The sequence below is a fragment of the Bacillus cereus group sp. MYBK5-2 genome (genome assembly GCF_051915685.1).
Lineage (GTDB): Bacteria > Bacillota > Bacilli > Bacillales > Bacillaceae_G > Bacillus_A > Bacillus_A cereus.
Genome location: NZ_JBQAFE010000002.1, coordinates 57,200 through 71,460, shown reverse-complemented (window position 1 = coordinate 71,460; position 14,261 = coordinate 57,200). Strand labels below are relative to the sequence as shown.

Genomic DNA, 14,261 nt, shown 5'->3' with positions numbered 1-14,261 from the left:
GAGTAAACGCCAGTTTCGTTTACTCTCTTCGCTAATCATTTCGTTTCTTCTTCCAGTACTGCTTCCATCTCATTAAATTCACGATGAACTGCCTTAACGGGTTCTTTCGTTAATAAACTTACAACGATAACAGTTAATAAACTACAGAAGAATCCAGGTACCATTTCATACATAATTGCTTTTAAACTTGGAATTTGTACCCATGCTATAACAACTACTGCACCAACAATCATACCTGCAAGAACACCCCACTTGTTCGTCCTTTTCCAATATAAACTTAATAAAATGGCCGGTCCGAATGCTGAACCAAATCCAGCCCAAGCATAACCTACAAGTGTTAAAATTGTATCACTTGGATGATACGCTAAAACAACTGCGATTATAGCTACTACTAATACTGATAATCTACCGATGAATACAAGTTCTTTGTCACTTGCGTTACGACGGAAAAATGTTTTATAAAAGTCTTCCGTTACTGCACTTGAAATAACAAGTAATTGTGAGGAAATACTACTCATAATCGAAGCCAAAATAGCTGATAATAAAAATCCTGTAATATACGGATGGAATAAAATATTTGAGAATGTTACAAAGACCATTTCTGGGTCTTGTAATGTCGCATTATTTTTAGCATAATAGGCGATACCAATTAGACCAGTAAGCATTGCACCTATAATTGAAATCGTCATCCAACCGATACCGATTCTACGAGAAGTTTTTAAATCTTTAATAGAGGTAATTGCCATAAAGCGGACAATAATATGTGGTTGACCAAAATACCCAAGTCCCCATGCTAAAAATGAAATAATACCAAGTATTGTGGTCCCTTTAAACATATCTAAATGCGATGCATCGACTTGTTTAATCGTATTAAATGTTTCTGTTACACCACCGACATCCGTAAAAGCAACAATTGGCACTAGTACAAGCGCAATAAACATAATACAACCTTGCACAAAGTCCGTCCAACTTACGGCTAGAAAGCCACCAAATAGTGTATACGCAACAACGACACCTACTGTTACAAATAAACCAATTTTATAATCAAGGTTAAAAGAATTTTCAAACAAACGTCCACCTGAAACTAAACCAGCCGACGCATAAAATGTGAAAAATACTAAAATGACGATAGCGGAGACAAAACGAAGTATTTTCGTACAATCTTTAAACCGATTCTCTAAAAAGTCTGGAATCGTAATTGAATCATTTGCCACTTCTGTATACGTTCGTAAACGCGGGGCAATGATTAAATAGTTTGCATACGCACCTATTAATAAACCTATCGCAATCCATACACTTGATAATCCTGTTGCATACATCGCACCAGGTAATCCCATTAGCATCCAACCACTCATGTCAGAAGCACCAGCTGATAAAGCTGTAACTGCTGGGCCGAGTCCCCTCCCGCCTAACATATAATCTGATAAATCGGATGTCTTCTTATAAGACCAATATCCGATATACAACATACCTGCCATATAAATAGCAAGCGAAACCATAATTTCAATCTTCACCAAATCTCTCCCTTAGTCCATAAGCCATTCAAAATTTCGAAAAATGACTTTTTCTATTTTCTTGTTTTCGCTTATGGTTCCCTACCTTAACAAACATTTTTTGTTCTTTCAAGTGAACGAGCACTTTTCATTACATGTGAAAACCTTTATAAACGCCTTTATCCCAGTGGATTACAATGATTTTTCAAGAAATTAAAGTAATAATATTCAGATAATTAAACACCTTATTTTTTAATAAAAATAAGCCATACAAATGTATGACTTTTAATCTATTAAACATAGCTTACTATTTACTAGTAGGAAACAATTCTGAGAGAGGAACTACCCGCCCCATCTCGTCTTTAAATACAATATGATCTCTCTTTAAATGACGCGGGCTCTTCACTCCCGCCGCTGCCGCTAATGAAAATAAACTATATCTCATACTAATAATATAATTCATGACTCGCCACTTCTTCTCATACGGATCTAACGCTTTTTGATAATGCGGATTCGTCGTGGCTACACCAGATGGACATTGACCAGAATTACATTGAAGGGCCATAATACAGCCGCTTGCCATCATAAATCCACGGGCTGAACTTACAGCATCCGCCCCAATCGCTAAAGCAATCGCCACTTTATCTGGTGTGATTAATTTACCCGATGCAAATACTTTAAACTTGTTACGGACACCATAATGGTTTGCTGTATCAATAAATGTAAGTAATGCTGGAATAAGCGGCAGTCCCATATAATCTGCCATCGATTTATACGTTGCCCCTGACCCGCCTTCTGAACCGTCGATTGTAATAAAATCTGGGTAAATGTTTAGTTCTTTCATTGTTTTTATTAAATCTTCCAAAGGCTCCTGCTGACCAATTACAATTTTCATTCCAACTGGTTTACCGCTGTTTTCTTGCAACTGTTGAATAAAACAAAGTGTATCCGCTGCATTCTTTAAAAATGAAAATCGATTCGGTGAATTAATCGTCTCTCCCTTTCGGACGTTGCGAACAGAAGCAATTTTCTCATTTACTTTTTGCCCCTCTAAATGACCACCACGTATTTTAGCACCTTGCCCAAATTTCAATTCGAATGCTCTAATATTACTTTCTTTCGCTTTCTCCATGAATTTTCCCATTGAAAAATTACCGTCTTCATCACGGTATCCAAATAACCCTGGACCAATTTGCGCAACGATATTCGCTCCTGTATGTAAATGTTCTGGAATAACGCCACCTTCACCCGTATTAATCCACGATCCGCCTGCCATTTTTGCTCCAAAACCACTCGCTAAAATATAATTTTCTCCAATCGCACCGTAAGAAGTCGCAGATGCACCAAACATGCCATGTAGCTTCCACGGATATTTACGGTTCTCACCGACTATAATTGCATCATCTTCTTCGTACAGCCAAAGATTCGTTGTATCCGCTGTCAATTTTTCTCTTCTTGAAAATAACCCTTCTTTATGAATCACGTACTTTTTACCTTCCCGCTCTTGCGTGAGATTCACACTTAATTCCTCAGTTAATATCGGAAATAATGTATTAGCAATATAATATCCAGAAGCTTCAAAATCTCGTTTTGATCCAAAACCAAGTATTTCAGAGCGATATTTCGCTAAAAACATAACACTTTGAAAATCATAACGTGAGAAAGGCTTTCCATCCGTATCATGATCAAACCAATATTGTCGAAATTCAGGCCCTATCTTTTCCAGTAAGTAGCGCATTCTTCCTAAGTACGGATGTAATTTTAAAATAGAATGGTGTGTTCGTTTTTTTATAAAAAATGTAATGATAAAAAAGACGATTAAAAGCAACATTAAAAATAGTAATATACTAATAATAACGAGTAGCGTTTCACTCATCCCGCTTCCCCCTATGAAATTCCATAATAAAAGGAGAACACTAGATGTGCTCTCCTTTTATCTTTATTCATACTAACGTAGCAAGATGCTCTTTCGCGTCATATTCAACTAAACTTTCAGCGTGTTTAATTCGATGAACAAAGTCTGGATTAGCAATTAACGGTCTTCCGAATGCCGCTACATCAATCGTTCCTTCTTGCAACGCTTCTTCGGCCTCTTTCGGATTTAAATTACCAACCCCAACAATCGTACCATCCCAATATTTTCTTACTAGTTGATGAAAATTCTTTCCGTCAGCAATCTCTTGGGTATAATTCATCGTTGAAGGATGGATCATCGTTAACCCAACCTCTTTAAACATATTTATGAACGTTTCAATTGCAAACTCAGGGTTTTCCCACATATAAGTAGGATTATCACCTTTGAAAGCAGAGAAACGAAGAAGTGTTTTATTAGCTCCAACAGCTTCTATTACAGCCGCCGTTACTTCTTTCATAAACGTTAACCTTTGTTTTAAATCACCGCCATATTTATCTGTTCGCTTATTCGCAAACTCATACGTAAATTGATCGATTAAATATCCGTGTGCACCGTGAATTTCTACTCCATCAAATCCAGCTTCGATCGCATTTTTCGCAGCTTGTGCGTATTGCCCGATCACTTCTTGTATTTCTTCTAACGTCATTGCTTCTGGCGTATCAAACGGTTTACGAAAGCGTGGAACATTTCCCTCTGCAGCGATAGCCGACGGTGCTTGTGGCATTTGACCACCAATTATTTCATGATGACTCATACGCCCAACATGCCATATTTGAGCAATAATCGTCCCACCTTCTTTATGTACCGCCTCTGTAACAGGTTTCCAAGAATCGATTTGCTCTTGTGTATAAATACCTGGTACTCCTGGGTTTCCTTTTGCTCTCGGACTAATGACAATTCCTTCTGTAATAATTAGTCCAATTCCATCCGCAGCACGTTTTCTGTAGTACTCCACTACATCCGCACCAACTACTCCAGTCTCATTATCTGCAAAGCATCTTGTCATCGGTGCCATCGCTATACGATTACGAAGAGGCCAAGCTCCAACTTGAATTGGATCAAACAACTTTGTTTCTTCAACGTTTTCAAAAAATCCCCCAGCATTTACATTTGTTCCTTCATAAATACTCGCTGCTTTATTACTTGAACTTGTCATTTTTCTTCCCCCTAAAAAATCTTACTATAATCGCATCATACTTACTTTTAGATAGTAACGTCAATTTTTACGACTTTACAATAAAAAATTCGAATATCAAAAAAATAAAATGCTATAAATAATATTAAAAAGGTTTCCTTAAGAGGAAACCTTTTTTGTTGACCATATATGGCTGTCAATTCGTTTATCTCTTTAATAAAAAAAACACCTTATCAATAGAAGTAAAAATGGTTCAGTATTCTTCTAAAAATAATAACTTATATACCTAAAACAATGAAAGCCCTACCTCTCTTTCATCCTTACGGCTCCTCGTCCGTGCCAGTGTGAATCAGGATTGCAAAAATCAAGTAACTATTTTATCGAAGTATTCAATTAAACTTCGAACATTCATAAATGAAATTAACAAATAAAAATGGATTTGGTTGTAGTAATAACAATAGAGGTAATGCTCTAAAAGTGGTTTGAAAGAGTTGAATGTCTTTGAAATGATAAATTTTCTATAATTATGTTCCCAAAAAATTCAAGATTTTTTTTGGGATATAATACATTATTTGTAATGAACCTTAACAAAAGCTTTTTATCTGATTTTCTGTGATACCTTCAATTAATCCCAGTTCACTAATCAAAAATTCATATGCGTTATCTAACATCTTCTTTTCGCTTGCATTAAGTGCTTTTTCTTTCTGTATACGCATTAAATCACGCACAACTTCAGCACCTTCTTGCATTTTACCCGTCTTTATTTTATCAGTGTTCAATTTATACCTTTGTTTCCATGTAAGTAATCTATCTGATTCCCCATGTTGAAAAATATCCATTATGTGTGCTAATGCGGTTATATCCGTAACTGGACGTATATTCGAATTCAATATTCTCCCTGCTGGAATCATTAGTTCCATATTACTAGCCGACATTTTTATAACATAATACTGTTGTTTTTCTCCTGAGATTTCCTTCTCTTCTATGGCTTTAATTATACCTGCTCCCTGCATTGGATAAACAATGTTATCGCCAATTTGAAACAAATAATCCACCTCCATATATGGTAACCTTCTCAAGCTTAACATACTTTTAGTTTTTTAGCAAAATTTTTATTTTATCATAAAATTATTTTACACGTCAACACTTCAGAAGCAAGAAATTAAATTTACACAATACACTATAAAAATCGCAATTCCATTAACGGTTCCACACACATTCATTCTCTTTTAATACAAAAACACATCACTACATTTAAGTAGTGATGTGTTTTTGTTAAGGCATAAATAAAGATCTACTTTTCCGTCTATATACTAACTTGCTTACTAACCGTTTCCCTCGCTAAAAGAAAACTCATAATCACTTGCGCTGCTACTCTACTCGTCATATCTCTGAAATCAAGAGTTGGATCAATCTCTACTATATCCATCCCTTGAACGAGCGGTTCTTTACCAAGGAATTCAATCGCATCTAGTAAAGTCGTACTATCCATTCCACCAGGCCCAATTGCTGGACAACCTGGTGCAAACGCTTGGTCTAGCACATCCATATCAAGAGAAATATAAATAGAAGTCACACCTTGATTTCTTAATAATTCAATACTTTCCGTGATAATATCTTTTATTTCTCGCTCTCGTACGTCTTTCATTGTATACACTGTTACACCATGCTCTATTGCATATTCATGGTACGCACGTGCATTAGAAAAATTACGAATTCCAATTTGAACAAGTTGTTTCCCTGTAATGACATCATTTTCTAGTAAACTACGGAATGGTGTACCATTTGACGGGCCTCCATCATCTAAATTACGTAAATCATGATGAGCATCAAATTGAATAATTCCGACCTTTCCTTTACTGTTTGCAAAACCTGTTATACTCGGAAAACTAATCGAGTGGTCACCGCCAAGAACGATTGGTATCATGTTCGGGTTTACTTTCGTTACATGACCAACTGTTTCCGCAATTCGTTTATGACTTTCTTTTATATCCGTCACATGCATCGTAATATCGCCGCAATCATATAAGACACTTTCTTTCATATCGTGTTTTTCTGTAATTGCATATGTGCTATATGCATCTAACATCGCACGAATTGTCTTTGGAGCAAAACTTGCTCCTGAATGACTAATAGATGGTTTAGAAAGGGGTGCTCCAATTAAGGCAGCACCGAATATTTCTACGCCTTCCTCCCAATCTTTAATCATCTCACTCCATTTTGTCACTTCACGATCAATAAACTTTGCATTTTTCTTTAAATAGTGGCCGTGCTCCACGATTGTTCACCTCTTGTATATGCAATATTACCATTCTTCCATACTGTATTCACATGACTTACGCCGTAATGATACGGTACGTAAGCATAATTGTAAGCATCCCATAAAACTAAATCTGCCTTACGACCAACTCTAATTTTCCCAGCTACATCACCACGGTTAATAGCATATGATGAGTTAACCGTTACGGCATTCCAAACTTCTTCTGGTGTCATTTTCAGTTTTAGCATCGCAATGCTCATAATAAGCTGAATATTTTCAGTTGGACAGCTACCTGGGTTAAAGTCTGTAGCTAACGCAACTGCAACACCTTCATCAATCATTTTACGACCACGAGCAAAGCTTTCTTTATTTAAATAGAAAGTTGTTCCTGGTAATAATGTTGCTACTGTATTAGAGTTTGCAAGCATTTCAATTCCTTTATCAGAAGCACCAACTAAATGGTCGGCTGATGCTGCACCAATTTCAGCCGCTGCTTCCGCACCACCAAGAGGATCAATTTCATCTGCATGAATTTTCACGTCAAAGCCAAGCTCTTTCGCTTTTAATAAAAACTCTTTCGACTCTTCAACAGAGAACACACCTGTTTCACAGAAAATATCAACGAATTCAGCTAATTGCTTCTCCTTCATTTCTGGTAGTAGGTCTAACATCCATTGTAAAAATTCTTTCGATCTACCTTTATATTCTTTCGGAACTGCATGAGCACCTAAAAATGTAGAAACTAAATCGATGGGATGCTCTTTTTGTAATTGTGCAGTTGCCTCTAATTGTTTCCATTCTGTCTCATCATCTAATCCGTAACCACTCTTCGCTTCTACAGTTGTAACTCCGAAAGATAGCATACGGTCTAAATGGAATTTCGCTTTTTGAACAAGTTCTTCTTTCGACGCCTGTTTCGTTGCATTTACAGTTGAAAGAATACCTCCGCCTTGTTCTAAAATTTCTAAGTACGGAACTCCTTGTAGTTTTAGTGCAATTTCATTTTCACGAGATCCACCAAATACAAGGTGAGTATGCGGGTCAACAAGACCAGGAGAAACCATTTTCCCGCCACAATCAATAACTTCTTTCGCCTGAAGTCCTTTTGCTTCTTCTGCTGTTCCAACGAAAGTGATTACACCATTTTCAATTCCAACCGCACCGTTTTCGATAACAGGAAGCGTATTCATCGCTTCCCGTCTTAACAAGCCATCTTCTTGATCCATTGTTAGCAATTGACCGATATTTATTAGTAAAGTGTCCAGCATGTTTTTCTCCTCCTTATTTCATCATTGGAATATTAACGCCTTTTTCTTTCGCAGTTTCCACAGCTAAGTCATACCCTGCATCCACGTGACGAACAACACCCATACCAGGGTCAGAAGTTAATACGCGCTCAATACGTTTTGCTGCTGCTTCTGTTCCATCTGCAACGATAACCATTCCCGCATGAAGTGAATAACCCATACCAACGCCACCACCGTGGTGAACAGATACCCAGCTCGCACCGTTTACACTATTAATTAATGCATTTAAAATTGGCCAGTCAGCTACTGCATCACTACCGTCTTTCATCGCTTCTGTTTCACGGTTTGGAGATGCTACTGATCCGCAATCTAAATGGTCACGACCAATAACAATCGGTGCTGATAATTCACCATTTGCAACCATTTCATTAATGATGCGACCAAATTTCGCACGCTCACCGTAACCTAACCAACAAATACGTGATGGAAGTCCTTGGAACTCAACTTGTTGACGTGCCATACGAATCCAGTTACATAAATGTTCATTATCAGCGAACTCACGTAAAATTACTTCGTCTGTTTTATAAATATCTTCTGGATCACCAGAAAGTGCTACCCAGCGGAATGGGCCTTTTCCTTCACAGAATAATGGACGAATAAATGCTGGAACGAATCCTGGGAAATCGAAAGCATTTTTCAAACCTTCATCGAAAGCAACTTGGCGAATGTTATTTCCATAATCAAATGTAATTGCACCTTTTTCTTGCATCGCAAGCATCGCTTCCACATGTTTTGTCATACTTTCTTTTGATAATTGTACGTAACGTTCTGGATCTTTTTCACGAAGTTTCGCTGCTTCTTCTAATGTGTAACCTACTGGAATATAACCGTTTAATGGATCATGAGCAGATGTTTGATCTGTAACTAAATCTGGCGTAATATCACGCTTCACTAGTTCTGGTAAAATCTCTGCCGCATTTCCTAGCAAGCCAATTGAAATTGGTTCTTTCTTCTCTTTATACTCGTTCGCAACAGTTAATGCTTCTTCTAATGATTCTGTATACATGTCACAATATCTCTTTTCAATACGACGATCGATGCTGCGCTTATCAACATCAATAGCAATGACAACACCGCCGTTCATCGTTACAGCAAGAGGTTGTGCACCACCCATACCACCTAAACCAGCAGTAAGTGTTAATGTACCTTTTAATGAACCGTCGAAATGTTGACGAGCTGCTTCACCAAATGTTTCATATGTTCCTTGTAGAATCCCTTGTGTTCCAATGTAAATCCAGCTACCAGCTGTCATTTGTCCGTACATCATAAGACCTTTTTTCTCTAGTTCTCGGAAGTGATCCCAGTTTGCCCATTTTGGTACTAAGTTTGAGTTCGCTAACAGAACGCGAGGTGCATCTTCATGTGATTTAAAAATAGCAACTGGTTTTCCTGATTGAACAAGTAACGTTTCATCGCTTTCTAACGTTTTTAATGAATCTACAATCGCCTGATAGCTTTCCCAGTTACGAGCTGCACGGCCAATTCCGCCATACACAACTAATTCTTCTGGTTTTTCAGCAACTTCCGGATCTAAATTGTTCATTAACATACGAAGTGCAGCTTCTTGCACCCACCCTTTCGTTTGTAACTCTGTACCTCTTGGCGCGCGAATTGTTTGTTGTACTTTTTCCATTTCAATCTCTCCCTTTTCTCATTTTATAGTGCTGCGTTTACGTCTAATCTTTCTTTTATTGAATAATTCGTTTTTAACCAGTGCGCAATATTTTCAATATCCGTTGAGAATATACGGTCATTTTTAATAGATGGCACCTGCTGACGACCTTGATGGTAGAAGCTCTTCGTCACTGTACTCATGTTTTCAATTCCGCGATATTCTGCCGCTTGCATCGCACAAATCATTTCAATTGAAAGAACACGTCTTACATTTTGAATAATTTGATGTGCATGACGTGAAGCGATTGTTCCCATACTTACGTGATCTTCTTGGTTAGCTGATGACGGGATTGAATCAACACTCGCCGGATGTGCTAACGTTTTATTTTCAGAAACTAGCGACGCTGCAGCATATTGCATAATCATTGCACCAGACTGAAGTCCTGGTTCTGGACTTAAAAATGGTGGTAAATCGTTTAACTGCGGATTTACTAAACGCTCAATACGACGCTCTGAAATGTTTGCAAGTTCCGCCATTCCTACTTTTAAGAAGTCCATCGCAAACGCAATCGGTTGACCATGGAAATTACCACCTGAAATTACTTTTTCCCCGCCATCAAAGATTAGCGGATTATCTGTTGCGGCATTCATTTCAATTTCTAATTTTTCTTTCACATAATTCAAAACTTGCCAAGAAGCACCGTGTACTTGCGGGATACAACGAAGTGAATAGGCATCCTGTACACGTAGTTCTCCTTGTTTTGTTGTTAACTTACTATCATGAAGAATGTCACGAATTCTGCTTGCTACATCCACTTGCTCTTTATAACCACGTGCTTTATGAACATTTTCATCAAATGCATCAATAATGCCTTGTAACCCTTCAATTGTCATCGAAGCAATTAGTTCAGCTTGATACGCCGTTGCTTCTGCTTCTATATAAGAAAGAACTCCTTGTGCTGTCATCGCCTGCGTACCATTAATTAACGCAAGACCTTCTTTCGCTTCAAGTTCAATTGGCTCAAGCCCTTCTTCTGTAAGAGCAACCATTGCATGAACGCGTTTCCCTTTATAGAACACTTCACCTTCGCCTAATAATACGAGCGCAAGATGAGATAAAGGTGCTAAATCTCCACTTGCACCAAGTGAACCTTGTTGCGGAACGACTGGATGAATTTTACGATTTACAAACTCAAGAAGCATATTTACAACGAGCGGCCTTACGCCTGATACTCCTTTAAGCATCGTGTTCGCTCGTAAAATTAACATTCCGCGCGATACTTCTTCCGGGAATGGATCACCAATTCCACATGCATGTGACTGTATTAAATTATGTTGAAGTGCCTTTACATCATCTTTTTGGATAAGCACATCACTAAACTTTCCAAATCCAGTTGTAATACCGTAAACGACTTTTCCGTCCTCTACAATTTTCTCAACTACTTCACGGCACTCCGCTACCTTTTGCATACTAGTTGGACAAGCTGTTACACCTTCTCCTTCCAGTAATAACCTCTTCATTTCTTCAACTGTCAATGTATGTCCTGTTAACGTAATCATCATTTTTCCTCCTTAAAAAGGCAAAAGGGGACCTTATCTTTTTAAGACAGACTTCTGTCCTAAAAAAGTAAGGCCCCCTTCTAACTAATAGACTATGGGCAAATCATATGTGATTAATTCCTAAACCAATCGCCTCATGCTCAGATCCTTTTACAGGTGCACCAATCGTTCCATATAATGCAACAGCAACCCATTCGCCTTCTTTTTTCCCGTCGTATGGTGTACCGCGCACAATCGCAAAACGAAGTCCTACTGTACGAAGAACGTCTGCTAACTGAATTTGACCTCTCGTCACTCCGTACAAAGCTTCCATAATTGCATGATAAAGTGCATGTGTTTCTCTGTAAACGTCTGTTTCAATAACTTGGTTGCTTTTAGCCGCTGTTTCCATTGCTGCGACAACCTTTTGCGAATTCATCGAACCCACTTTCCCCGTACAATACTTCCAACCTTTTGGAATGGATAATACAGGACTTTCATTCTCATCCGCAAGTGCCAACAGCATGGCCATACGACCAATTCGATGTGTTCCTTGAAGAAGCATGTGACTCTCTCATTTCTTTTGAATTATTTGAATATTACTTAATTTAAGAATATATGAAAACGGTTAAATCGTCAATAGTTTAAAATCATATTCAAACATTTTTTTCATCCCCCTAATTTTGTGTACACAAATGATTTACACAAAATTTCCAGACGTGCTATAGTCTCACTAACAGATGCAAAGGAGCGAAATTTCAGTGACAAAACGAAAAGATATTCATTTTCGAATTGAAGAGAAATTACTTGAAAGGTTTGAATCAGCACTCCATTACGAAGGTTTAAAGAAAACAGATGTATTAACACATGCAATCCAACAATTTTGCACAAAGGTGGAATGTGACAAAATGAATGATGTAAAACGACAATATAACGTTAGCAACCATTTACAAACACGCATCGACACACATACACATTACGAAGAAAAACACGTAGATTTAGATAAGATTGTCATTGAACATTTACACCTTCAAGGGGATGAAAACATATTAGAGGTTGGGTGCGCTAGTGGAAAATTCCTTTCCCTTTTACAAACAAATGGTCATAAAGGCCCATTAACCGGGTTTGATCAATCCGAAGCTATGCTTGCTGAAGCTGTTAAAATAAATAACTTAATAGAATGGAAACGAGGGGATGCTAGTAAACTTCCTTTCGAAACAAATTGTTATGACCTAATAATTGCAAGACATATGTTATACCATGTGAAAGATGTTGAAAAAACAATTCAAGGCTTTTATAAAGTCATTCGTCCTGGCGGAACACTTTTAGCTACAACAAATTCTAAAGTTTCCTTACCTCGTATAGTTGAAATGTGTAACAACATGCTTGACGCATTTGATCTACCGAAAACATCACCAGCAGTCTCTCCGTTTTGTTTAGAAAATGGTAAAGAGATAGTAGCATCTGCTTTTCCAACGGTTGAAGAAACAGTTATTCATAATGCGCTCGTTTTTCATCATGCTACCCCAATAGTAAACTATATTTCCAGCATGTTTCCATCGCTAAATATACCCGATAATATGTATCTTCAAGCCGAGATGAAAGAATGGCTAACAGAAGAAATCAACAAGGAATTATCGCTCCATAACGGTATATGGCGCGATCCAAAAACGTTAGTAATTTATCGGTGTAAAAAAGAAAAAAGCTAGCGTTTGCTAGCTTTTACACGTTTTCTCGTAAAAGTTTCTCCATTACTACATTACCTTTACCACAATAAAAATCTGTATTATGTTCGTCTGCCACTCCAAAATAAGAGGCAATTGCTATTCCAAATGGTACAAATGCATGCCCTTGTGCTGTAATAATATTTGAGTGTTGCACAACTTCTTCATACACGAAATTTTCTACTGGAAAACAATCGAATTTTTGATAATCTATAGTCGCAGTATAAGAAATCTCTTTAAATAACCCTGCTTTTGCTAGCGCATACGGTCCAGCACAAATTGCCGCCACTAATTTTTCTTGTTCATGAAATTGACGAATGATTGAAAAAAGAGGTTTTGCATCTTCCAACTGTACTTCTTCTCCACCTGGAATAAGTATCCCCTCATACTCATCTACACGTACTTCACTTACTTCTATATGTGGCTGCACTTGCAACCCAGTTTCACTTATAACCAATTCATTCGTTAAGCCCGCTGTAATGATTTCATATTTATTTTTCAGCAATGCCGTTGCTACTGTTATTTCAAACTCTGCAAATGTTGGGTATACAAATAAAAGTATTTTTTTCATAGCCCTCTCTCCTTTAACCAATCCATAAAATATACCTCTAAATCGTCCACTATTAATCTATTCGTGTCCACATAAGTTACAGGAAATTGTTTATACCAGTCTTTTTCAGTTTCTACTAATTTAAATTGCTCCTCAAATGTACTTCTGTTTCTTGTTCTATCATTATTTTTTCTATCATATAAATTACTTTCCGATACATCCAAATAAAAAATAGCATCCGAACGGCATTCTCTTAATTTATATAATTCATCTTTCAATTCAATTTCTATATCCCACTCTTTCCCTATAACCATTGGGTAAAAAAGTGTATAAAATTCGATGTCTTCTGGCCCACGATCAAAAATCACGACTGAACCTTTTGCATTTTGAAAATCTTTTATTTTAGCTTCTATAAACATTTTTTGATTTGCTATAAACCCTTCTTTTGAATTCATATCCAACTTTAATCGCTTTCGCTTTTCTACAATTGGATAAGGATTTTCATATATAACTGAAAACCCATATCGCTCTAACCTTTTAGCCAATGTCGTTTTTCCGCTTGCCATCGGTCCTTGGAGTGAAATTACATATGCCATTCCTCTCATTCCCTTGCGCTTTAGTAAAACTATAATATACAGAATCTTGAAAACTATCAACAAAATATATATCATCTTGTTTCTTATTCTTATGTAACTTATAATAAAAAATAGAGATTATGACGGAC

The 14,261-nt window shown here is 37.2% G+C and carries 12 protein-coding genes; 1 reads left to right on the top strand and 11 read right to left on the bottom strand.

Annotated features, from left to right (window positions below; genetic code table 11):
* Window positions 1-35: 35 nt before the first annotated feature.
* From putP to hutP, 9 genes are all read right to left on the bottom strand, one after another.
* Window positions 36-1,514, bottom strand: a complete 1,479-nt coding sequence (gene putP / locus ACTFP3_RS08680; RefSeq protein ID WP_326036439.1) for a sodium/proline symporter PutP — start codon at window positions 1,512-1,514, stop codon at window positions 36-38.
* A 286-nt stretch (window positions 1,515-1,800) separates the two neighbouring features.
* Window positions 1,801-3,369, bottom strand: coding sequence for an FMN-binding glutamate synthase family protein (locus ACTFP3_RS08675; RefSeq protein WP_061457605.1), 1,569 nt, complete (start codon window positions 3,367-3,369; stop codon window positions 1,801-1,803).
* 67 nt (window positions 3,370-3,436) lie between these two features.
* The gene (locus ACTFP3_RS08670; RefSeq protein ID WP_440010059.1) at window positions 3,437-4,564 is read right to left on the bottom strand and encodes an alkene reductase; all 1,128 of its coding nucleotides are present in this window, start codon (window positions 4,562-4,564) and stop codon (window positions 3,437-3,439) included.
* Between the two features lie 563 nt (window positions 4,565-5,127).
* Window positions 5,128-5,589, bottom strand: a complete 462-nt coding sequence (locus ACTFP3_RS08665) for a CarD family transcriptional regulator (protein ID WP_170317877.1) — start codon at window positions 5,587-5,589, stop codon at window positions 5,128-5,130.
* Between the two features lie 260 nt (window positions 5,590-5,849).
* The gene (gene hutG / locus ACTFP3_RS08660) at window positions 5,850-6,821 is read right to left on the bottom strand and encodes a formimidoylglutamase (protein WP_000399850.1); all 972 of its coding nucleotides are present in this window, start codon (window positions 6,819-6,821) and stop codon (window positions 5,850-5,852) included.
* Window positions 6,800-8,071 (bottom strand): imidazolonepropionase, encoded by a 1,272-nt coding sequence (gene hutI / locus ACTFP3_RS08655; RefSeq protein ID WP_000887529.1) that lies wholly within the window; start codon window positions 8,069-8,071, stop codon window positions 6,800-6,802. The genes hutG and hutI overlap by 22 nt, the downstream gene beginning before the upstream one ends.
* Before the next feature lie 13 nt (window positions 8,072-8,084).
* Window positions 8,085-9,743, bottom strand: coding sequence for a urocanate hydratase (hutU, locus tag ACTFP3_RS08650; RefSeq protein ID WP_000416944.1), 1,659 nt, complete (start codon window positions 9,741-9,743; stop codon window positions 8,085-8,087).
* Between the two features lie 23 nt (window positions 9,744-9,766).
* Window positions 9,767-11,284, bottom strand: a complete 1,518-nt coding sequence (gene hutH, locus ACTFP3_RS08645; protein ID WP_000631872.1) for a histidine ammonia-lyase — start codon at window positions 11,282-11,284, stop codon at window positions 9,767-9,769.
* Window positions 11,285-11,387: 103 nt separating this feature from the next.
* Complete coding sequence (gene hutP / locus ACTFP3_RS08640) at window positions 11,388-11,828, bottom strand: hut operon transcriptional regulator HutP (protein ID WP_000926516.1); 441 nt, start codon at window positions 11,826-11,828, stop codon at window positions 11,388-11,390.
* Window positions 11,829-12,024: 196 nt separating this feature from the next.
* On the opposite strand from hutP, the gene ACTFP3_RS08635 reads away from it, so the two are divergent.
* Window positions 12,025-12,972 carry a class I SAM-dependent methyltransferase gene (locus tag ACTFP3_RS08635; protein ID WP_000166761.1) on the top strand — a complete coding sequence of 316 codons (948 nt, stop codon included), beginning with the start codon at window positions 12,025-12,027 and terminating at the stop codon, window positions 12,970-12,972.
* A gap of 13 nt (window positions 12,973-12,985) precedes the next feature.
* On the opposite strand, the gene ACTFP3_RS08630 is transcribed toward ACTFP3_RS08635, so the two are convergent.
* Together ACTFP3_RS08630 and ACTFP3_RS08625 are read right to left on the bottom strand one after the other, a co-directional pair.
* Window positions 12,986-13,558: a DJ-1/PfpI family protein gene (locus ACTFP3_RS08630; RefSeq protein WP_049106774.1), complete on the bottom strand. Its 573-nt coding sequence runs from the start codon at window positions 13,556-13,558 to the stop codon at window positions 12,986-12,988.
* The gene (locus tag ACTFP3_RS08625; protein ID WP_440010054.1) at window positions 13,555-14,133 is read right to left on the bottom strand and encodes an AAA family ATPase; all 579 of its coding nucleotides are present in this window, start codon (window positions 14,131-14,133) and stop codon (window positions 13,555-13,557) included. The genes ACTFP3_RS08630 and ACTFP3_RS08625 overlap by 4 nt, the downstream gene beginning before the upstream one ends.
* Window positions 14,134-14,261 lie beyond the last annotated feature (128 nt).

What these genes read in the sequence shown, in the direction of transcription:
- ACTFP3_RS08675 (WP_061457605.1), bottom strand. Translation starts at nt 3,369, where the DNA reads ATGAGTGAAACGCTACTCGTTATTATTAGTATATTACTATTTTTAATG.
- ACTFP3_RS08670 (WP_440010059.1), bottom strand. Translation starts at nt 4,564, where the DNA reads ATGACAAGTTCAAGTAATAAAGCAGCGAGTATTTATGAAGGAACAAAT.
- hutI (WP_000887529.1), bottom strand. Translation starts at nt 8,071, where the DNA reads ATGCTGGACACTTTACTAATAAATATCGGTCAATTGCTAACAATGGAT.
- hutU (WP_000416944.1), bottom strand. Translation starts at nt 9,743, where the DNA reads ATGGAAAAAGTACAACAAACAATTCGCGCGCCAAGAGGTACAGAGTTA.
- hutH (WP_000631872.1), bottom strand. Translation starts at nt 11,284, where the DNA reads ATGATTACGTTAACAGGACATACATTGACAGTTGAAGAAATGAAGAGG.
- hutP (WP_000926516.1), bottom strand. Translation starts at nt 11,828, where the DNA reads ATGCTTCTTCAAGGAACACATCGAATTGGTCGTATGGCCATGCTGTTG.
- ACTFP3_RS08630 (WP_049106774.1), bottom strand. Translation starts at nt 13,558, where the DNA reads ATGAAAAAAATACTTTTATTTGTATACCCAACATTTGCAGAGTTTGAA.
- ACTFP3_RS08625 (WP_440010054.1), bottom strand. Translation starts at nt 14,133, where the DNA reads ATGGCATATGTAATTTCACTCCAAGGACCGATGGCAAGCGGAAAAACG.